The sequence below is a fragment of the Paenibacillus sp. cl130 genome, assembly GCF_900116035.1.
In the GTDB taxonomy this organism is placed as follows: domain Bacteria; phylum Bacillota; class Bacilli; order Paenibacillales; family Paenibacillaceae; genus Paenibacillus; species Paenibacillus polymyxa_B.
Map to the genome: position 1 here is coordinate 378,108 of NZ_FOYG01000001.1, position 21,101 is coordinate 399,208.

A 21,101-nucleotide genomic window follows, 5' to 3' on the forward strand; every position below is an offset into this window, starting at 1 on the left:
GCTGGAGACAGCATCCTACTCTCCTTAGTATATTTATGAGAGGTGAATTCTTTGATGCAAAAGGAAGCCCATTCCGCTCCTTATTGGACAACCGTACTGCTTGGCCTTGGAGCCATTTTACTTGTACTGGCTGTTGTCGCCTCACCAGAAAAAGTATTTCAAGCCTCTACTCAAGGCCTTAAGCTATGGTGGAGTATTATTTTCCCGGCCATGTTGCCTTTTTTGATGCTGTCCGAAATGCTCATCGCCTTTGGTCTAGTACATGGACTAGGTGTCCTGCTGGAGCCGTTTATGCGATTCTGGTTCCGTCTACCCGGGCGAAGCGGCTGGGTGTTGGCCCTCGGCCTGACCGCAGGATTCCCGGCTGCTGCGGAAGCAGTGCGCCAATGGGCACAACAGGAGGATATGACCGCGTTTCAGCTTCGACGTCTAACCGCTATCGCTCATTTCTGCAATCCGATTACCATCCTGCTCGTCATCGGGACAGGGCTACTGCACAATGCTGCCGCAGGTGTGATGTTACTTGCCGTTCACTGGATTTCCGGGCTGCTGGCAGGCTGGATCACAGCCAGACTACCTGTACCGTCCAAAGAATTGCAAAAACGGGAAACGCCAGCTGCCCTCCGGCGCACCTCAGTTTCCCGTACTTCTCCCTCCCTGATCCGATCCGCATGGGAAGCTACCCGCTCTGCCAGAGAACGGGACGGCCGCAGTTTCGGAAAACTGTTGGGCGAAACCGTATCCCATGCTGTACAGACGCTGATGGTGACAGGTGGATTCATTATTTTCTTTTCCGTACTGATTCGACTGCTGTCCATATATACAGGCCAAGGATCGCTTTCTTTCATATGGCCTGCCTGGATGGAAATCCATCTGGGTTCCTATGAAATCAGCCGTCTGCCCTTTGATCTCCGTACACAAGCAGCCCTGATCAGTGCTGTGTTGGGCTGGGGTGGCCTGTGCGGCTGGCTTCAAATTACCGCCGTCACCAGGCCTTCCGACAAGGGCATCACCTTCACCCTGTCACGAGTGCTCCATGGGATCATTGCTTTTGGACTTACCTTGGCGACATGGGTCCCGCTTAGCCGCATCTTCAGCAATACAACTCCCGCTTACGTCAGTCGCAGTTCTGTGTCTTCTTTTGCGGAAAGCGTAAATGAATCCGCCACGCATCCTGTCATGGCCGGAGCCAGCGGCTTATTAACACAAATTGAAGGAACATCTATGTACCCCTGGCAACTAACCGTACTGTCCATTGCACTGCTAGGTACAATTATAGTTACCCTGCTGGCCTTTTCCTTTATGACTTCATGGTGGAGCCGCCACGATTCGCGTTGACCTTCGCACGCAGTGCGTCTTCCACCTCCGGTGCCACCAGATCTACAACCTTGCCATCAAAATGCGCAATTTCCTTCACCATACTGGAACTCAGATATGAATAAGCTGGATTGGTCATCATAAAGATCGTTTCCGCATCCGGGTTCAGCTTATGATTTGTAGAGGCTAATTGTAGCTCATATTCAAAATCAGTCACCGACCGAATTCCTCTGACAATAACCTGGGCCCCTTTTTGACGTACATAATTAGCTGTCAGATCACGGAAGCTGTCCACTTCAACGTTCGGGATATCGCGAGTTACCGTTCGCAGTAACTCCATTCGTTCCTCAAGTGAAAACAGCGGATTTTTACTAATATTGTTAAGAACCGCGACAATCAATAGATCAAACTGTCTGGCTGCTCTTTGAATAATATCCTGATGCCCCATCGTCACGGGATCAAAAGTTCCCGGATATACAGCAATACGTGGTTTGTGCTCAATCATGATGGTCCTCCCCGTCTGATTCGCTGATGCCGAATTTGACCCCTCCGGCTTCTGTATGTTCTACGACATCCGACAAAACATCGGCTGCAAAATGATAAATAGATAACGCCGTTTCACCATAAACTGCTTTTCTGACCTGTTCGAACGGCCCGAAGCTTTCCGGATATTCATGTCCCGATTCATACTCCAGCACGATGATTGCATCTGAACGAAGCAAGTTCAACTCAGCCATACGGCTCATTAATTCATCTCCGTGTTTGAGACGATAGGGTGGGTCCAGAAAAACAGCATCAAAAAGAGCTCCACGTTTTGCCAGCACCTTGAGCGCTCGTCCGGCATCATTGCGGAACACTTCAGCCTGTCCTTCCAATCCAGTTTTTCGCAAATTTTCTTTAATGACATCAATGCTTTTGGATTCCATATCAATAAAAACAGCCTTGTCCATTCCCCGGCTAAGCGCCTCTATACCCAGGCCACCACTGCCAGCAAACAGATCAAGTGCGACTCCCCCATCAAAATAAGGACCTATCATGCTAAATAGCGCTTCCTTGACCTTATCCGTGGTCGGCCGCGTCCCTGTGCCGGGAACTGCCTTTAACGGCCTTCCTTTGGCACTACCCGATACCACTCTCACGCTGAAACTCACCTATTTTCTATATGTGTTCATAACCATATAAGATTATGACGCTATCGTACCACATGCACCGCCGTTTGAAAAACTTAGGATGAGGCAGGTATAAAAAACCATTCCCTGGGCATCCTTAGGATATCGGCATTCAACCAATGTCGTAGACAACCGCGGAGAAGACTTACGTTTCCCCATAAGCTCTTCGTCCGGTTTCTCCTCTCCCATTCGGGCGCTCTTTAATGGAGCGCCTGATTTTTTTTGCATAAAAAGAAGCTGCTTAATAGCAGCTCTATGTATCATTTTTCTATTTCGGCATTTTGTTTATTTCAGCAGTTCCTCGGGTGTATCCCCTTGATAAACATACACGTAACTCGCCACTGATACAGCAAATGTTGCAAACATAGACAACGATGTAGCTAATCCATATACCATTTTCCTCATCATTCCACTCACCTCCTTCCCCGGATCAATGTTAGGCTTTGGACCAAAAAAGCAATAGCCACTACAGAGGAACCGATTACAAAATTAGTACATACAAGCAAGGAGGATAACAGTCGCAAGAGGGGATAAAATTGTACTGGAATGCGCGACTGCTTTTCAATTCTGGACGGGGCAAAACATAAAACGAGAATGAGAGCTATTCCGGTAAACAGGTTTGTCCACCAACTATTTAAGGCAATGCAGGATATGTAAGTAAAAGCTGCTGAGGTCACCAACACACATGCCATGCCCGTTTTCAAATGAATGCCTCCTGATATTTGGCGCAGTAGGGCGAAAGCGACGAGAATCATTACAGCCTCTACCATCCGCCCCGTGAAGATTGAGGCGAATAGTGTTAACACGATGATCATGGACGCATTCAGAATGAGAGCAAGTGCGTATTTAAGCACCGCGACAGAGGCCGGATGATCAGGCACAGTACGTTTGATCTGGTTAGCAAGTTTGAAAGCCATCGCTTCAATCATCCCGGTATTCCTTTCCGATTGCATAATAGATGAAAAATCCCGAAACCAGTGCAAAAAATATCATATTTAACCATACCTCGTTATAGTAGAGCACAATAGAAGTTGAAATGAGCGACAGGATAATCAGCGTGATGACAATTCCATATTCCTCTTTGAACTTTAGCTTCTTGAAATTAGGGGAAAAGCCGATCCCTTTTCGATACAACATCAATGAAATAAGCAGTCCTACTGCCGCGCTTACCACTTGTAGCAGATAGCCCTTCAAGGACCCATCCTGCAGCTCAGAAACCGGAAGGTTGCCGAACATGACTTTTAGGAATACCGACTGAACAACGGCATATGCAAAATAACCTGTAACCGTCATAATACCGGACCACACAATCGGAATCTTCACGACCGTAGCAAGTAAAAAAATAAAAAGCAGCATATTTACGACGGGCACCAAATACGAAAAGGAAAACTCCTCTCGGAGCATATAACTTTGCAAATTCATAATCAGGTTAACAAAAATGGCCTGCCATAGATAAGGGGTCATTTTAACTTTAAAAATACTCAAAATCAGCGCAAAAACAGCTACTCCCTCAAGCGTGGAGAAAAGCAAAAAGCCGATTGGCTTCAAAAGCATGCGTGCATCTCCTTTACAATTCCAACAAACCTCATCGGTGTATTCAAAAACTTGGATGTACATCGAATATAAAGGGCTGGGAGCTACTTTTCAAGAGGTCTTTTCAATTATTTCATAGATTTATTCAAGCACTTCAACCAAATGTTATCGGATGCTGCTTCAAGTTGCAGCTTAGGCAACACTTTCTTTGACCGAATCTCCCTGCTTGTGCACAGGCTTCATACGTGATATAAGCTTTTTCCCCCAACGGATGCCGGGCTGTTCAATCCACGAGTAGGTAAACCAGGATAGTCCGATGGTGAATAGCAACGTCATGATAAACATAAGTGTGAGGCTGACTTGGGGAGCAAAAGGTAGTTTAACCTGTACGATTAGTCCCAGAACCAGCATATGCGTCAAATACATGCTGTAGCTAAGGCGGCCGATCCATGACCACACCCGATTAAGCAGCCAGATCGGCTGCCAGTGATACAAAGCATACGCTCCCAGCAGCAACCCGACACCTATGAGATAATCGGTCATGCCTCCAAAAAACGCAAATAGCACAGAAACCAGCAGCCAACCTCCACTGACCCGGTCTATACTTTTCCAATGCCGCTCGTCTTTCCAAATGAAAAACAACAATATACCTAGCCCAAAGACAGGCAATTGATTCGGAAACCATAAATACAGATAGTGCCCCCATAAAGAGTGATCATTAACCCATGGATATTGAACAAATACCGTATTTAGCCCGAAGCTTACCACAAGTGCCATCACAACAAACCAGGTCGCATGGCGGACTGATCGGATCAGCTTAAATAATAGGGGGATAAACAGATAAAACATACATTCCACCGCAATGGACCATTCCACACCAATAATGCTGTTGATCCAGTACGGATTCAGACCATTCAAAAACAGGAAATGAGCAGTGATATTGGTGGCAGTGACTCCCTCCTGATCTCCAAGCCAAAATCGTGGACCTGTCCCGTTCACAACCAAATAGATTCCTAACATCACGTAATACAAAGGAGCAATTCGAAAAAAACGACGCAACAGGTAAGCTGAAGTTCTTTCCCTCTTGTCACCTGAACGTCTGCTCAAGGACAGAAATAGTGTAAAAGCGCTGGCCATATAAAATAAAGCGACTCCTTTAGCTCCTATACTCAAGCCTTTTTGCAACCATCCGTTTAATCCGTCTACATGCTGGCTGACATGCACAAGTAAAACTCCAATAATAGCCAGCGCCCTCAGCGTATCTACAAATTGCAGCTTGTCATCTTCCATTTTCCCCTTGGCTTCGGGCATCGTATCCCTCCATAACAGTCTCGAATGATACATTTCGTATCTATAATACACAAAATGTATCACCAAAGTAAATATCTCCGTTATGCAAAAAAAAACACCCTCCGACCGCAAAGAAATGCGGCCAAAAGATGTTCATTTTGTCCTTGCTATAGTCAGTTCACGCAAATGAGTTGGGCTAATTGGCAGTGACTTTATTTCAGGATTTTGCAAAATTCGATTCCAGTCGCTCCGAAGTGCAAGATATAGATGAACTAAAGCATTTCGATCTATATCCTGTTCATCGGAAGTCGCTTATGGGATTTTTGCAAAATCCTCATTTGTTTAAATGAAAAGGTACGGTCGTTACGATCACGTCTTTGTAATTAATCAAATAAGCTCTCATCAGTAAGCTGGTCTGATTGTGTAGAATATTTTCCCACCAGTGCTTGGTGATGAATTGTGGAATGAGAACAGTGATATGGTCCTCGTCTGCTTTTTTCCACTCTACTGTATCGATGAACTTGCGGAGCGGATTAATGATGCTGCGATAACGGGATCTCAGCACTACTAAACGTATGCCCACGTCCCACTCTTCCCACTTCTGTTCCATTTTTTGAATCGCCTCATCATCCACACCCACATATACGGCAACCACATTATCCGACAAGGTTTTGGCATAGCTGATCGTATTCATAACGACTCGCGTAATACCTGCCACCGGAATAATAATCGTATTGCCTTTCACCATAGGTTTATCCTTGGTAATATCAATGCGCAGTTGTTCAGCCGTATTTTTGTAATGCCTGTTGATCTTCATAAAGAAATACAGAACCAAAGGCAGAAAGATAAAGATTACCCACACCTGGCTAAATTTGGTGAAAATAAAGATGAGCGTAATCGACAGCGTGGTCAGCATCCCAACCGTATTAATAGCAAGTTTGACGATCCAGCCTGGCGGTTTGAGCTTGATCCAGCGAATCATCATGCCAAGTTGCGAGAGCGTGAACGGAATAAATACCCCTACGGCATAAAGCGGGATCAGATTTTCTGTGTTGCCGCCAAATACGATAACCAGCAATGCCGAGAAGATACTCAGAAACAGGATACCATTAGAGTATCCAAGCCGATCTCCACGAACCATGAACATGTGCGGCATGTATTTGTCCTTCGCGAGCATAAAAGCAAGCAATGGAAAGGCCGAATAGGCTGTATTCGCCGCCAAAAACAAGATGAGCGCCGTTACGCCCTGAATGATGTAATACATCACACCGCGCCCGAAAGTGGCGTTCGCAATTTGCGAAATGACCGTTTCATGCGGATTAGGACGAACACCGTACCAATAAGCCAGCAAACTAATTCCGATAAACATACACCCGAGAATCAAACCCATCATCATTAGTGTAGTTGCTGCATTTTTGGCAGCTGGCTTGCGGAAGTTCGGAATGGCATTCGAGACAGCCTCTACCCCAGTTAACGCCGAGCAACCCGAGCTGAACGCCTTCAGTAGCAGGAACAGGCTGACGTTGGATACCGTAGCTCCAAATTGCGGTGCTGCAGCATGAGCTCCCCCTGCCACGTAATGAATGATACCGCTAATAATCAAAACAAAAATAGCAACAACAAATAAGTAAATCGGTACAGCCAGCACCGAGGCAGATTCTGTCACCCCGCGCAAGTTCATAATAGTCAAAAAGATAATCATAATCAGAGCAATGGCGATCCGATGATCATGTAACGACGGGAACGCAGATGTAATGGCATCTGTACCTGCTGATGAGCTAACTGCTACCGTCAGAATATAATCGACCAGCAAAGAACCACCTGCAATCAGACTCGGACTCTTTCCCAAATTGTCCTGTGCAACAATGTACGCTCCGCCACCACCAGGATAGGAAAATATGGTCTGTCTATAGGACAGGATCAGAATGATCAGCAAACCCAATACCGCAATGGATATAGGAATGGAATACCATAGGGCAGCGAAGCCAGCTGTAATTAAAACCAGCAGAATTTGCTCCGTTCCGTAAGCTACAGAGGACAAGGCATCTGAGGACAGAATGGCCAGTGCCTTGAGCTTATTCAGTTTCTCATCTTCAAGGGCCGTCGACTTTCGCGGACGACCGATTAATAATCTTTTGACTTTACTCAGCATTTCGTTGACTCCTTCTTTGGATGAGGGTTTTGCAAAAGAACTATGGATCTTATGTTTATTATGTCACCTGCACATCAGTTTGATGAAACAAATGAACTATTATTTTATACTCCCTCATCCTGAAAAAAACAATAAGGAATGCTCCCTAAAAAGAGCATTCCCGAGTAAGAAAGAGTATTTCGATAAAATACCCTTATGTATACAGTAATTTGAACCTTTCCGGGGTAATTCCTTCAGCTCGGCGGAAAGTTGCCACAAAATGACTGGCATCTCGGAATCCTACTCGCTCCGAAATCTCCTTTACTGTTAATTGCGGATATTCCGTCATCATTTCCTTGGCCTTCCGCAGCCGAATTACAATCAGATAAGCATAAGAAGTCACACCAAACGCTTGCTTAAATAATGTATTTAAATGACGGGAGCTGACATTCATCATAACTGCCATATCACCTAGGCCCACATCTGGACTGGCATAATTTTGCTCCATAAAGGCCAGTACAGGGGTTAAACGTTCCACATTATGGGATAGGGAAGGCATCGAGCTATGTTGTCCATGTTTACGCAGTAGAGTCAGAAAACGATACATATTGGCCGAAGCATCTAATCCAGACAAATCACGTTCACTAACCATGGAATGGAGCATAGTTTCCCCAAAGCTGTGCAGCTCGCTATCCGGGTCCCAATGATACCCACGCGTATGCTTCAATCCCAGTGCAGTCAATACAGCAGCGGCGATGGGGCCGTCAAATGTAATGTATAACGTTCGCCATACCTTGGTCGCCCGTCTGTATGCATGGGATTCCCCGGGCAGCAACAGAACCCCGGACTGCTCTCCCAGACGGAAGGTCCCCCCTTTAAATGTAAACATCCCTTCACCAGACACCGTCTGAATCCAGTGAAAGCACGGATAACCCTCTGGACGGGACACATCCTCCTGCCTGCTGTTAAATCCGATACTTTCAATAAAAAGGGGTAAAGAGTGCTCACGTGTAGTCAGGAAAAATCTTAAATGATGGGGAGTTAAAATCATAAAAAGCACCTCCGGCGTATGCGGGTATGTATTCTTCATGTAGATCCATATTGTTATATACATGTTCATTTTATTATATTTAAAAGCAGTTATTTGTATTATAAGATAGAATTATTCTTATATACAGAGGTGATTGGCATGATAAGCAGCAAACTTCCTAAAGTATTTTACGGTGGAGATTATAATCCTGAGCAATGGGATGATGCCACGCATCAGGAAGATTTACGGATGTTCAGGCAAGCAGGGATTGATATCGCCACGGTCAACGTATTCTCATGGGCCAAAATTCAGTCCGACGAAATCACATATCATTTTGAATGGCTGGATCAATTGATTGACAGTCTTTATGAAAGCGATATCTTCGTTTGTCTAGCTACTAGCACGGCAGCGCACCCTGCTTGGATGGCTACCCGCTACCCCGACGTTCTCCGGGTAGACGCTGACGGACGGAAGCGGAAATTCGGTGGCCGCCACAACTCCTGTCCGAACAGTCCAACGTATCGAAAATACGCGGAGCAGATGGCTGACCGAATTGCAGAACGATACAAAAACCATCCCGCGATCCTCGTGTGGCACGTGTCCAATGAGTACGGCGGGGATTGCTATTGTGATAACTGCGCGGCCGCATTCCGGGTGTGGCTCAAGCAAAAATACGGATCACTGGAAGAGCTAAACCGGGTGTGGAATACTTCCTTCTGGGGTCACACCTTCTATGATTGGGATGAAATTGTACCGCCAAATAATCTGAGCGAGCATTGGGGAGAAAATCACTCCTGCTTTCAGGGCATATCCCTCGATTATGCGCGCTTCAATTCAGACAGTATGCTGGATTGCTACCTATTGGAATATAACGCGATTAAAAAACATGTTCCCGATGCCGTGGTAACAACCAATCTGATGGGCTTTTTTAAGCAACTGGACTATTTTAAATGGGCTAAGTACATGGATATTGTATCTTGGGACAGCTATCCTGGGGCCAATACTCCGATAAGCTATACGGCGATGGCGCACGATCTGATGCGCGGCTTGAAGGATGGGCAACCCTTTATGCTGATGGAGCAAACACCGAGCCAGCAGAACTGGCAGGCGTATAATTCGCTTAAACGGCCCGGCGTTATGCGGTTATGGAGTTATCAGGCAGTCGCGCATGGCGCGGACACGGTCATGTTCTTCCAGCTTCGCCGCTCGATCGGCGCTTGTGAGAAATTCCACGGGGCCGTCATTGAGCATGCCGGGCATGAGAACACACGTGTATTTCGCGAGGTGGCACAGCTTGGCAGTGAGCTTGGCGCATTAGGCAACACACTACTTGACGCGACCGTTAATGCCAAAGTAGCCATTTTATTCGATTGGGATAATTGGTGGGCTTTGGAAAAATCAAGCGGCCCTTCTGTCGCCTTGAAATATATGGATCAGGTACACAAGTATTATGCTCCCCTCTTCCGGCGGAATGTACAGGTAGACCTGGTTTCTGTTGATGCAGATTTCCAGAAATATGATCTCATTATCGCGCCTGTACTCTACATGGTCAAGCCGGGTACCGCCGAGAAGCTGGAACAATTCACAGAGCATGGCGGCACCTTCGTAACGACCTTTTTCAGTGGCATTGTAAATGAAAACGATCTGGTCACAACCGGAGGATATCCTGGTAAACTGCGTAACTTGCTCGGGATCTGGGTGGAAGAAATTGACGCGCTTCTGCCGGAATCACACAATCGCATTGTATTGAAAGAAAAGGTGGGCGTATTACAAGGTGAATATAAATGCGGTCTACTCTGTGACTTGTTGCATAGCGAAGGTGCCGAAGTACTGGCCGAATACGGCGATGATTTCTATCAGAGCATGCCAGTGCTGACACGCAATGGTTTCGGTCAAGGTGAGGCATGGTACGTTGCTTCAGACCCTGAAGAAGCTTTCCTTGATGGCCTGCTGGGCTACATTTGTGAGCAAAAAGGGATTCCATCCCTGCTGCGCGCTCCTGCGGGTGTAGAAGCCACTGTACGGACCAAAAATGGAAAATCATATCTATTCGTTCTGAACCATAACGCCCAGACGCAGCAATATCATCTGGATGATCAGAAAGGGAATGAGCTGATCAGCGGTAAATACCTGGAAGGAGAAATTTCTATTGAAGGCTACGGCTTTCATGTACTGGAGCTATCATAATCACTCAGATTTGACTCATGCAGTTTAGCTTGCCGCATGAGTCAAATCTAGGTATCAAAGGAGTTCATCATGAAACGACTGCTATGGATCGGCAGCTTATCTTATTTTTTAATCGGCCTGGCACACGTGGTTGTAGGCTCCCTACTGCCTGTGTTGTTAGAGCATTACGGTAGAAACTATACGGATGGCGGAAGTCTAATCTTCGCTCAATTTTCCGGTTTTCTGGCTGGAGTCCTGCTGTCGCCGTGGCTTGCCCGGAGTTTCGGCAAACGCCGAAGTCTGGTATTCGCCCTGCTCCTGCTATGCGCGGCGGAAGTGCTGTACTCATTGCTGCCGCCTTGGGGTTGGCTATATGCCGTCGGGGCAGCAGCCGGGTTTGGCTTCGGCATGGTAGAAACACTCATTGGCACTATTATTATCAGCGGTATTACTCAAGGAACGGGCGCGGCGATGAGCCGTCTGGAAGTCTTCTTTGGGATCGGTGCTTTGGCTATGCCCGCTATCGCCAGCCAGCTCATTGCACTCGGTTGGTGGCGATTGGCCTTTCCCATCATTTCCATGTTTGCAGCCGTCACCATTATAGCTTGGCTGCGCGGGTCCTTCGGCACGCTGGACGCTGTATTAGACCAACAGGAACACCAAGGTGACAACCATACGCGTTCCACTAACTCACCCAAATCCCCCACGGTGGAGGCTTCTAAGGGTAGCCCTATAGGCAATTGGAAGCTACTTGCACTATTTATCGTCTTTTTCTTTATCTATGTAGGGACAGAGATGAGCCTGGCTAATTTCCTGCCCTCCATGTTCATCGAACGGCTGGGTCTCACACAAGCCGAAGCAGCACTTAGTGTCACCTGCTTCTGGTTAGCAATGGCTACCGGCCGGTTATTCACAGGCTACATTGCCGATCGATACGGCTACGGTGTCTTTGTCGCCCTGAGCTCACTGGCAGCGACCGTGCTGCTGTGCGTGTTCCCGCTGATCAAAGGGACTGAAGGCGCCTTTATCCTTATTGTACTGCTGGGGCTGGGCATGTCCGGCATCTTCTCCATCGCACTTGTTTTTGCCAGCAAAATGATGCCGGGTACAGAAGAATCTACCACTAGCCTGCTTATCGGCGCAGGTGGAGTTGGGGGAGCTCTGCTGCCTTTATGGCTCGGAAATAGCATGGATCGTGGTGGAGCAGTCTCTTCGGCGTGGTTGCTGGCAGGCTTCGCCTGTATCCTGTGCCTGCTTGGGGGCATCTTGTACGCCCTATATGTGCGCAAAAAACGGCTTCAAACCGCTTCATCATGAGACACGTCTCTACCGGCACCTTTGTCTGTTCCTTGGTTGTCATCCAAGTGCACATTCAAAGGTGCTTTTTTACATACTAGACGAATGCACCTTGTACAGCAGCCCGTTTTTAGTCAAAATAGATCGTTTCCTATGAATCACAGGACAGATATCCATGCCTCCTCTAGATGAATGGAGTAGTATACAACAAACCATATGGAGGTGTTTGTATTGGGTCATCCTGAATTAAAACGAAAAAAAGGCCGTAAAAAAAATGTTTTTGTCCGTGCCTGGTTTGATAAGTTAGAAAAAAAGTTTGAGGAGAAGCCCCCAAAGAGAAAAGTCCGCTCGAAACGGAAAGGGGTTGGAAAAGATATCATCGTCAAAAAGCAACTTGTAAGTGTGAATATTAATCATGGCACTTTAGGGCCTGATGGGGATCCTGGAACCATAGGTGATTTAGCGCAGTTCGGTTATATTTATAATGTGAAGCCCCAAGTTGTTCCGATTGAAGGGGATGTCATTTTGGATACGAACGGTATACTTACACCTGGAATTGCTCATGTTCCAGGAACTACACAGATTGCTGTATCCGATGCTGGAAAATATGAAGTTCACTTTTCGGTGTCCGGTGTGGAACCTAACCAATTCGCCATCTTTATTAATGGCGCACTGGCTGTGGGAACTGTATACGGCTCAGGAGCCGGGACACAACAGAACACAGGGCAAGCTATCCTCGCTCTGGCATGCGGTGACGTCCTTACTCTGCGAAACCATAGCTCTACTACTGCTGTTACCCTGCAAACACAAGCCGGAGGAACTCAAGCCAGTATAAACGCTTCTGTCCTCATTAAAAAATTGAGATAGGCTTGAACTCCCGCAAAGTCTCAGTGTACTAAAAAGGGTTTATCCATACAGCGAGGATAAACCCTGAATATTTTTAAAAAGCCATAATGATCCCTTTGTCATTGGCATACATTGAACTAATCCCTCTGGTGGACACAATATGAATATCTTTAAATTGATAGCGTTTCTTCAGCGCATTCATTAATTTTTCCGCCAGCCCAGGATTATTGCAGTGAGTAATGACGATGCTTTCTCCTTCGGTAGCCCGGCCACTTTTTTCAATAGTATCTGCCAGCTTTTCGATAATTTGATTCTGACCGCGTGCTTGAGTAAAAAATGCGATATTCCCGTCACCATCCGAGCCTAAAATAGGCCTGATATGCAAGAGTGAAAGTATTTTTCCTGTGATTTTATTCATCCGTCCGTTCTTAACCAAATTATCCAGATTTTCTAAAACAAAGTACGTTTTCATCTTGCTGATAAAGCTCTCCAAGGAAGAAATAATTTCGCTTTTATGATAGCCCTCGTCGATTAGCTTGCGTAGTTTTAGAGCTAACAAGAGCTGTCCAGCCGAAGCGCTTTTCGAATCAAATACATGAACATCCGCCCCCTCTTCTTCCGCCATATCTTTTCCTACCAATGCACTGGAATAAGAACTGGACAGGTTGCTGGATAATGTAATGGCAAAAGAAGTATGCGTACCTTGAAAGGCTTCCTTATACAGCATAGGTGACGGTGATGCGGATCCAATTTTGGTTGTACAGGCTTTCATTTCTTCCATAAACTGAGGCAAGTCCAATGTGTCATCATCTACGAAGCATTTATCTCCCAGCGTCATATTTAACGGAATTGTAGTAACTTGCATCTCTTCTCTAAGCTCTCTCGTTAAATCACAGCAGCTGTCTGCTATTATTTTATATCTCACCCGGTACACCCTCACATTATGTTATTTTTCAATAGAACCCGCATTCATAATACTCAAAGAAAGCTCAATTAACCGTATAAAATCCTTCACATTCTTCTCACCCAAACCTACTACAAGCGCTTCAAAATAACCCTCAATTCTCTGTTGCTTCTGTTTGATCAACGATTCACCATCTACTGTGAGCCTTACACACATTCGTCGTCTGTCATGCTCAGACATTTCCATAGTCACATAGCCTTTTTTCCTTAATCCCGTAAGCGCTGCCGTAATTCTTGATCTGGATACATGCAGATGATCGCTGAGCAAGGAAGGATTAATTTCATCATCCCGATGCTGAACTAAATATTGAAGCACATGGTTTTCCCCCTGAACAAGCTCCGTCAGGCTACTGAATAATTCCATGTCATAAATCCGGTTAACGGATTCTCTCAATTCGTCCCTTAGTTCATAATCTTTCATAGTGAACCTCCGCAAAACACATAATACATACAGTTAACTATTAATACTATGTACTATAATGAATTGCCCACGATAATAACAATGAAATATTTGTGAATTTTAATACAAGGGTTAATGAGCTCAGCGTCGAATAAGAAAAAATACGCTTGATCACCTCTTGCCAGTTTACGGTAAAGGAGTTGTTACATAAGATGAAACGGTTTACTCTTCGCCAATCCCACAATTCGGATATTGAAAGCATTGCTAATTTACGGGCGATTGTACTGCGGAACGATTTAACCAGATTAGGAAGGTTTGATGAAGAGAAAGTTCGTCAACGCTTTCGTGATGCATTCGATTCTGTCCATACCTGGATCATTGAGGAAGACTCTTCTTTTGTGGGCTGCATAGCTTTTAAACCGAGATTAGACGGTTATTTATTGGAGCATTTTTATATTCATCCCAGTTACCAAGGTAAAGGAGTCGGCAGTCAAATATTAAAAAATCTGCTAGAACAAAATCATGTAAAAGGAAAACATGTAACCTTAAATGTTCTGCAAGGAAGCTCAGCCAGACGTCTTTATGAACGGTTTGGTTTTAAAATTGAACGTGAGGACCCTATTGACGTTTACATGTACTTAATCGTAGAGGGACATTCCAAAACCGTCGAAAGATCATAGAGTCATGCTTCAACCACCCTTGAATGTCCAGTTATATCTGCCCCAAGATGCTATTACAAATTCAAAAGATCTATGAACCGGGATGTTGGAGATATATAAGCACTATAAGAAAAGGCCAACCACTAAGTACGGGTTGACCTCATCATTTAAAGAATGTCTTACGTTTCTAAGAGAACATAAACTGACTTTACAGCACCGTTTTAACCGTGTCTTGGACTTGCTTCAGCAGTCCTTTATAACCATCTTCATCAAGGTAACCAATACTTCCAAGCAGCAAGTGACCGACGGATTCAATTCCAACGAAATCAAAAATTCCCGTATCTGATGTGATCTTCAATCCTGCGGTCATACCGATTTCATCGTAGATCGCGTTGGGAGTACCATGTGTATTCACGATAAAACCTTTTTTACCTGTAAGCAGCTTATTAATCCCTTCCGCACCAGCCGTATATGCAAATCCGTATGCAAATACACGGTCAACGTAACCTTTCAGGATGGCAGGAAGACCTGTCCACCAGATGGGAGAAATAAAAGTAATTGTATCCGATTGTGAGATGTATTCCTGCTCCACTTTGATATCAGCCGGAGTTTGCCCTGCTCTCATAGCGGCAGTATCCTCAGGTTTTAATACAGGTTGAAAATCAAGGGCATATAGATCACGTACAACGACTTCGTCACCTTTTTCTTTCAGAGTATTTACAACCGTTTCGAGTATCGCGTGATTAAAGCTTTCTGCGTTAGAGTGAGCATAGATAATAAGATGTTTCATTTTAATAACCTCCAGATGTTTTATTGTTATTTTGATATTAATATAGATATCTATACATTTACTTAAAAAAATTTATAATCTGTTTTTAACATGCTCCAGCAAATATTCCAGCTGTTCTTTTTCCTCGTCTTTCAGACCACCATAGATGGTTTCTTGTAATCTATTGGAGATCATCTCAAATACAGGCTCTATCTCTCTTCCCTTATCGGTCAGAAATATCAAGGTAACCCGACTATCCTCCCTTTCTTTTTTTCTTTCGACATACCCCAACTTCACTAGCTTGTCGATCAAAACAGTGACAGTGGGTTGCTGACGAGAAATTTTTTGCGTCAATTCCTTAATGGAAAGCCCGTCCTTTTGATAAAGGAACATTAGAATTCCACCATGAGTAGGAACAATTCCTTCAATTCCATTTGATTCGAGCTCAGACACAATCAATTTATTGATCGAGTCTCTAATGGTTCCTATCAGTGCAGCTGCATTATTTTTTAACATACAAGCATTATTACATAGACATCTATATATATCAAGTGTTGGTTTCAGTCTGATCTGGTTTTAGCATATGAATGATTCAAAGAACTAGGATTAAGTTTGTTATAATGGGATCTAAAATAGATAGGAGCTTATTAAATGGAGCAGCTTTTAAAGAAAATTCAATACTTGAGTACCCAAGAAAACTTTAAAGCAAATATGACTTAATCTAAAATGGTTCATGGTGGACTACTATTGCAGACGCATAAAAAAGCCAAAATACCAAAGTTCCTTACCTGACTTTGAGTATTTTGGCTTACACTGTTTATTTAAAGAGATATTGGAAGTATGATATGTTTTAGTTGAGCGTTTGAAGTACCTCAGGTGTAAAGGTTTGAAGATCATGAATTCGGCCTTCACGTATTTTTGTAGCCCATGCAGGATCACCCAGAAGCGCACGCCCAACAGCTACCAGATCAAATTCATTGTTGTCCAGCCGTTCCAGAAGTTCATTAATATCTTGGTGTCCTGCCCCTTTCCCTTCCGTATAACTTACAAAATCCTCATCCAGACCTACAGAGCCAACCGTAATCGTGGTTTTTCCAGTCAGCTTCTTCACCCATCCGGCAAAGCTCAAATCGGAGCCTTCAAATTCAGGTACCCAAAAGCGACGTGTCGAGCAATGGAAGATGTCCACGCCCGCTTGTACTAACACATTCAGGAGTTGCCCCAGTTTATCCGGTGTATCGAACGGCTTTGCGTTGTAATCATTCATTTTCCATTGGGATAGGCGCATGGCAATAGGGTAATCAGGGCCAACCTCAGCACGAATAGCTTCCACAAGCTCAATGGCGAATTGTGCACGTTTTATGATATCGCCACCATAGCGATCCGTACGTTGGTTCGTTCTCTCCCAAAAGAATTGATCAACCAGATAGCCGTGCGCTCCGTGAATTTCAACGCCGTCAAAGCCCAATCGTTTTGCATTCGCAGCTGCATCGACATAGGCCCCAATGACCTTGACGATTTCTTCTTCTGTCATCGGCTCGGTCACTTTTTTCCCTTCCAGATCCAGCCCTGATGGACCAATCGACAGCGCTTCTGGGTTCGGCTGAGATCCCAAAGGGCGAGCCATCCCCATATGCCAAAGCTGTGGAAAAATTTTACTACCGGCTTCATGAACCTGTCTGACCACTTCAGCCCAACCGTTTAAAGCCGCTTCTCCATAAAAATTAGGTATCCTCGGCTCACTTGTTCCAGCAGGATGGTCAATTACTGCACCTTCAGTAATAATAAGACCTACACCATTCTCTGCGCGACGGCGATAATAAGCGGCTACATCCGGTCCTGGCACACCATTTGGTGAAAAAGCGCGGCCCATTGCCGGCATTACAATACGAGTCTGTAGGGTCAGATTATGAATGGTATAAGGTTGAAATAAAGCTTCTGTTGAATGGACATTTTGCGGTTGATTACTCAAGGATTGTACCTCCCCATTTTCTTTTATCGTTTTTAGCGATATATAAAAAGCTCGTGCACCATCAAACGGGGTGCAAGTGAAATGTTAGCAATGTTTAATTTATCATTCAACCGACAAAATGTTCATTCTGTTGCTTAACCAAAAGGGTTATAAAATTGTTGTATATCTAAACTCACTTGTTGACAAAACAACACATGTTTATAATGGGGGAATCATTTAATTTACCTGAAAGGAGTGTCTTGAGGATGCCTGGTGTAACCTCACCCAACCCAAACGATCCGCGCGTCATTCGAACACGTAGATTAATTCTCGACGCATTCGTTGACCAATTAAATAAGAAAGACTTCTACACGATTACGATCAATGACATTACCCAAAAAGCCACCATTAACCGTGCCACGTTCTATGCACATTTTCAAGATAAATATGCACTGCTTGAAACCCTTTTGTCAGACGCATTTTTGGAGTATGTTATCAAGAGGATTGATGCTGAGGCACGTTTGTCGGAGGAGATCATTCAGAAACTTATTCTTTCGTTATGTGACTATCACGACTCAAGTAACCAATGCGTTCATAAATATAATTCAGTGGCACCGATCCTGGAAGAACATATTAAGAATCAATTAGAGCAATTCATACTTCAACTCATAACAAGAGAAGCCAATAATACAGACCAAAGAACGTTAGAACTTGCCGCGACCATTTTAAGCTGGTCCATTTATGGTGTAACCTTTCGCTGGAATGTGGAAGGAAAAAAAGAGTCTCCTACAGATTTAGCCGAGAGAGCTGTGCCTTTAATCTTCAATGGGGTTGTCTTATCTCTAGTCTCACAAATCTCTTAGCAGAAAATGCGAATAAAAAGGGCCGTTCCCAGTATACTTCGATCAGTTCCTGGGACAGCCCTTATAGTATTTAGTAAAATAATTGCATCTTTTATTTAAAGAATTTTCTTAAACATCTCGATAACTTGTTCTTTGCTAGGTATGAACGGATTGCCCGGAGCGCAAGCATCCTTCATTGAGTTCTCGGCAAGCAGATCCAAATCCACTTCATTTACACCCAGTTCAGAAAGTTTGGAAGGAATCCCTACTTCCTTCGACAGGTCTTTGATTCTTTGGATTACATAGTCTGCGCATTCCTTATCCGTTTTCCCCTTATCTTCAAAACCGATGACCTTAGCGATGGCACGAAACTTCTCTGGTACATGCTTGGCATTCTCCTCCTCCACAATCGGCAGCAGCATGGCATTACAAACACCATGAGGCAAATCGTATACGCCGCCAAGCTGATGCGCCATCGCATGAACGTAACCCAATCCGGCATTATTAAATGCAAGTCCTCCCAAGAAAATAGCGTATACCATTTGCTCACGTGCTTCTATATCATGACCGTTGCTCACTGTACGAGCCAAATGATTAAAAATAATCTTTACTGCTGCCAACGCAGTCGCATTCGTTACAGGATAGGAACCTGGCGTAACCAAAGCTTCAATAGCATGGGTCAAAGCATCTAGTCCTGTAGCTGCCGTTAACGCGGCGGGTTTGTCTACCATCAGTTCAGGGTCGTTGACCGAAATCGTAGCTACACTATTCTTATCAACCATAACCATCTTGACCTTGCGCTCTTCGTCCGTAATGACATAATTGATCGTGATTTCAGCCGATGTTCCTGCTGTGGTATTAATAGCTACAATAGGAAGCGATTTATGCTTGGATTTATGAACGCCCTCATACTCGGTTATATGTCCCCCGTTGGTAGCAATAATGCCGATTCCCTTAGCCGTATCCTGTGGTGATCCTCCGCCAATCGAAATTAAAAAGTCACATCCGTTTTCTTGCAGAAACTGAACACCATCATGTACATTTTTACAGGTCGGATTTGGTTTTACTTCATCGTATACCGCATAGTTCAATCCAATATCATCTAGCAAAGATGTAACCTTGCCTGCAATGCCACTCTTCATCAAAAATTTATCCGTAACGACTAGAGCTTTGTTTAAATTCAGTTCTTTTATATACGGCCCAACTTCATGCAAACAGCCTGTTCCCATAAGATTGATAGATGGTACAAAAAATACATGTGCACTCATATAAAATCGGCCTCCTAAAGAATTCACTTCTTGTTGCCTCGCTAAATATAGAATTATTCTCTAAAGTGAAATATTTCACATTTATAATTTTATCTTTATTTTATTTTGATGTCAATAATGAAACACAGATATTTATTGGTTTTATTTTTGTTTGTTTTGTTTTTTAAACGAATCCAATATTTGGTACACAACTAATCGGAGGAAGCCTCGTACAACTTAGATGAACACATTAACAACGAGGTGATGACAGCATGACAATCAACAAGGGAGTATTGCTGGCTCTGCTGGCAGTATCGCTGCTCCAAGCAAACCCGTCTTATGCGAAGTCGGTACCGCTGACTCCAGTGACGACCGTTTATGTGGATGACCACCCGCTTCAGCTTGCCGCCGAGCCGCTGCTGCTAGACGGGACAACGCTCGTCCCCATGCGTCAGTTGTTTGAGGCGCAAGGAGCTGTGCTTTCCTGGAACGGATTCAGCAAAACCGTAACAGCAACCAAAACCGACACGGTGCTGACCTACCACATCGGGGAACTCGTTGCTACCCTAAACGGCAAAACGCTGTCCCTGAATGTTCCGGGACAGATCGTTGAGGGCAACACGATGATTCCACTGCGTTTTGTGAGCGAAGCACTTGGGAGCACAGTGAAGTGGGATGCCCTTACCCGGACAATCCGGATTGCCTCCAGGGACGATTTTTTCACAACAGTTCTTTCCAGGGTCAACCTGCGCAGCGAACCGGATTCATCGGGAGCTTCCCCTTCCCTGCGGCTTATTCCAGCCAGCGAAAAGGTTCACGTCATCCGCGAGGTCAATGCTCTCTGGCTGGAAGTGCGCACTAAAGACAACCTGACCGGATACATATCGGCAAAACCAAAATACAGCGACTATTCCAGCCCATCCCTGGCGGAACGGCAGGGAGATGAACTCATCGCCTACGGAGAGAAATTTCTCGGTACCCCTTATGAATTCGGCGCAGCAAACGGACAGACATCGACCTTTGATTGTTCTTCTTTTGTGGGGGAAGTGTTCCAGCATACGCTCTCTATCGACCTCCCCCGTGTCTCTTATGATCAGGCTAAAGAAGGGCGGGAGGTCGGGCTGAACGAGCTGCGCAAAGGCGACCTGCTGTTTTTCAGCGCACGCGGGCTAGAGATCGGCCATGTGGCTATCTATGCAGGGAACAACAAATTGCTGCATACCTTCTCCAAAGAACGCGGCGTTCATTTTGACACGCTTGACGATAAATGGCAGAAACGTTTCGTAACAGCGCGCAGGCTGTTTTAGGACGAACCAGATAGCCAGTAACAGTAGGCTATTCCAGTCCACATTCATTATCTTCTAATTGCCTTTTGCCGGACGCTCCCTTGCGGATTGCGTTCAGGCGGCAAAAGGTCTGGATTCATTGTAAAATGGAGGTCATAACGTTTAAAGACTACGTTCGCTTAAAAAATTGGATTGAGGTATTAATC

At 44.9% G+C, this 21,101-nt stretch carries 21 protein-coding genes; 7 read left to right on the plus strand and 14 right to left on the minus strand.

Annotation, left to right across the window (positions count from 1 at the left end; all coding sequences use genetic code 11):
- The first annotated feature begins 54 nt into the window (after nucleotides 1-54).
- Nucleotides 55-1,338 carry a nucleoside recognition protein gene (locus BM358_RS01725; protein WP_023988157.1) on the plus strand — a complete coding sequence of 428 codons (1,284 nt, stop codon included), beginning with the start codon at nucleotides 55-57 and terminating at the stop codon, nucleotides 1,336-1,338.
- On the opposite strand, the gene coaD is transcribed toward BM358_RS01725, so the two are convergent.
- The 8 genes from coaD to BM358_RS01765 all read right to left on the minus strand — a co-directional run bounded on the left by coaD (nucleotide 1,301) and on the right by BM358_RS01765 (nucleotide 8,491).
- On the minus strand, nucleotides 1,301-1,822 hold the full coding sequence (gene coaD / locus BM358_RS01730) for a pantetheine-phosphate adenylyltransferase (protein WP_013309846.1): 522 nt from the start codon (nucleotides 1,820-1,822) through the stop codon (nucleotides 1,301-1,303). The genes BM358_RS01725 and coaD overlap by 38 nt on opposite strands.
- Nucleotides 1,815-2,456 (minus strand): 16S rRNA (guanine(966)-N(2))-methyltransferase RsmD, encoded by a 642-nt coding sequence (rsmD, locus tag BM358_RS01735; protein ID WP_028542741.1) that lies wholly within the window; start codon nucleotides 2,454-2,456, stop codon nucleotides 1,815-1,817. The genes coaD and rsmD overlap by 8 nt, the downstream gene beginning before the upstream one ends.
- A gap of 315 nt (nucleotides 2,457-2,771) precedes the next feature.
- The gene (locus BM358_RS01740) at nucleotides 2,772-2,894 is read right to left on the minus strand and encodes a cyclic lactone autoinducer peptide (protein ID WP_023988155.1); all 123 of its coding nucleotides are present in this window, start codon (nucleotides 2,892-2,894) and stop codon (nucleotides 2,772-2,774) included.
- 5 nt (nucleotides 2,895-2,899) lie between these two features.
- Nucleotides 2,900-3,415 carry an accessory gene regulator ArgB-like protein gene (locus BM358_RS01745; protein WP_028542742.1) on the minus strand — a complete coding sequence of 172 codons (516 nt, stop codon included), beginning with the start codon at nucleotides 3,413-3,415 and terminating at the stop codon, nucleotides 2,900-2,902.
- A complete protein-coding gene (locus BM358_RS01750) occupies nucleotides 3,408-4,040 on the minus strand; it encodes a hypothetical protein (protein WP_023988153.1) in 633 nt (210 codons plus the stop codon). The genes BM358_RS01745 and BM358_RS01750 overlap by 8 nt, the downstream gene beginning before the upstream one ends.
- A gap of 171 nt (nucleotides 4,041-4,211) precedes the next feature.
- The gene (locus BM358_RS01755; RefSeq protein ID WP_028542743.1) at nucleotides 4,212-5,330 is read right to left on the minus strand and encodes an acyltransferase family protein; all 1,119 of its coding nucleotides are present in this window, start codon (nucleotides 5,328-5,330) and stop codon (nucleotides 4,212-4,214) included.
- A gap of 313 nt (nucleotides 5,331-5,643) precedes the next feature.
- Nucleotides 5,644-7,461, minus strand: coding sequence for an APC family permease (locus BM358_RS01760; RefSeq protein WP_023988151.1), 1,818 nt, complete (start codon nucleotides 7,459-7,461; stop codon nucleotides 5,644-5,646).
- 193 nt (nucleotides 7,462-7,654) lie between these two features.
- Nucleotides 7,655-8,491: an AraC family transcriptional regulator gene (locus BM358_RS01765; RefSeq protein WP_023988150.1), complete on the minus strand. Its 837-nt coding sequence runs from the start codon at nucleotides 8,489-8,491 to the stop codon at nucleotides 7,655-7,657.
- 138 nt (nucleotides 8,492-8,629) lie between these two features.
- Here BM358_RS01765 and BM358_RS01770 point away from each other — a divergent pair, with 138 nt between their 5' ends.
- From BM358_RS01770 to BM358_RS01780, 3 genes are all read left to right on the plus strand, one after another.
- Complete coding sequence (locus tag BM358_RS01770) at nucleotides 8,630-10,657, plus strand: beta-galactosidase (protein WP_028542744.1); 2,028 nt, start codon at nucleotides 8,630-8,632, stop codon at nucleotides 10,655-10,657.
- Between the two features lie 69 nt (nucleotides 10,658-10,726).
- A complete protein-coding gene (locus BM358_RS01775; RefSeq protein ID WP_028542745.1) occupies nucleotides 10,727-11,953 on the plus strand; it encodes an MFS transporter in 1,227 nt (408 codons plus the stop codon).
- A 210-nt stretch (nucleotides 11,954-12,163) separates the two neighbouring features.
- Nucleotides 12,164-12,799, plus strand: a complete 636-nt coding sequence (locus BM358_RS01780) for a hypothetical protein (RefSeq protein ID WP_028542746.1) — start codon at nucleotides 12,164-12,166, stop codon at nucleotides 12,797-12,799.
- Between the two features lie 73 nt (nucleotides 12,800-12,872).
- Here BM358_RS01780 and BM358_RS01785 read toward each other — a convergent pair whose 3' ends face one another.
- Nucleotides 12,873-13,703, minus strand: a complete 831-nt coding sequence (locus tag BM358_RS01785) for a DegV family protein (protein WP_023988146.1) — start codon at nucleotides 13,701-13,703, stop codon at nucleotides 12,873-12,875.
- Nucleotides 13,704-13,724: 21 nt separating this feature from the next.
- Nucleotides 13,725-14,162, minus strand: a complete 438-nt coding sequence (locus BM358_RS01790; RefSeq protein ID WP_023988145.1) for a MarR family winged helix-turn-helix transcriptional regulator — start codon at nucleotides 14,160-14,162, stop codon at nucleotides 13,725-13,727.
- 191 nt (nucleotides 14,163-14,353) lie between these two features.
- Here BM358_RS01790 and BM358_RS01795 point away from each other — a divergent pair, with 191 nt between their 5' ends.
- On the plus strand, nucleotides 14,354-14,821 hold the full coding sequence (locus tag BM358_RS01795; protein ID WP_023988144.1) for a GNAT family N-acetyltransferase: 468 nt from the start codon (nucleotides 14,354-14,356) through the stop codon (nucleotides 14,819-14,821).
- A 187-nt stretch (nucleotides 14,822-15,008) separates the two neighbouring features.
- Here the strand turns inward: BM358_RS01795 and BM358_RS01800 are convergent, their stop codons facing one another.
- The 3 genes from BM358_RS01800 to BM358_RS01810 all read right to left on the minus strand — a co-directional run bounded on the left by BM358_RS01800 (nucleotide 15,009) and on the right by BM358_RS01810 (nucleotide 17,541).
- Nucleotides 15,009-15,590 (minus strand): NAD(P)H-dependent oxidoreductase, encoded by a 582-nt coding sequence (locus BM358_RS01800; RefSeq protein WP_028542747.1) that lies wholly within the window; start codon nucleotides 15,588-15,590, stop codon nucleotides 15,009-15,011.
- 72 nt (nucleotides 15,591-15,662) lie between these two features.
- A complete protein-coding gene (locus BM358_RS01805) occupies nucleotides 15,663-16,085 on the minus strand; it encodes a MarR family winged helix-turn-helix transcriptional regulator (RefSeq protein ID WP_025718540.1) in 423 nt (140 codons plus the stop codon).
- Between the two features lie 334 nt (nucleotides 16,086-16,419).
- Nucleotides 16,420-17,541, minus strand: a complete 1,122-nt coding sequence (locus BM358_RS01810; protein ID WP_028542748.1) for an NADH:flavin oxidoreductase — start codon at nucleotides 17,539-17,541, stop codon at nucleotides 16,420-16,422.
- A gap of 245 nt (nucleotides 17,542-17,786) precedes the next feature.
- On the opposite strand from BM358_RS01810, the gene BM358_RS01815 reads away from it, so the two are divergent.
- Nucleotides 17,787-18,383, plus strand: coding sequence for a TetR family transcriptional regulator (locus BM358_RS01815; protein ID WP_023988140.1), 597 nt, complete (start codon nucleotides 17,787-17,789; stop codon nucleotides 18,381-18,383).
- A 95-nt stretch (nucleotides 18,384-18,478) separates the two neighbouring features.
- On the opposite strand, the gene BM358_RS01820 is transcribed toward BM358_RS01815, so the two are convergent.
- The gene (locus BM358_RS01820) at nucleotides 18,479-19,630 is read right to left on the minus strand and encodes an iron-containing alcohol dehydrogenase (RefSeq protein ID WP_028542749.1); all 1,152 of its coding nucleotides are present in this window, start codon (nucleotides 19,628-19,630) and stop codon (nucleotides 18,479-18,481) included.
- 251 nt (nucleotides 19,631-19,881) lie between these two features.
- On the opposite strand from BM358_RS01820, the gene BM358_RS01825 reads away from it, so the two are divergent.
- Nucleotides 19,882-20,916 carry a C40 family peptidase gene (locus BM358_RS01825; RefSeq protein ID WP_023988138.1) on the plus strand — a complete coding sequence of 345 codons (1,035 nt, stop codon included), beginning with the start codon at nucleotides 19,882-19,884 and terminating at the stop codon, nucleotides 20,914-20,916.
- Nucleotides 20,917-21,101 lie beyond the last annotated feature (185 nt).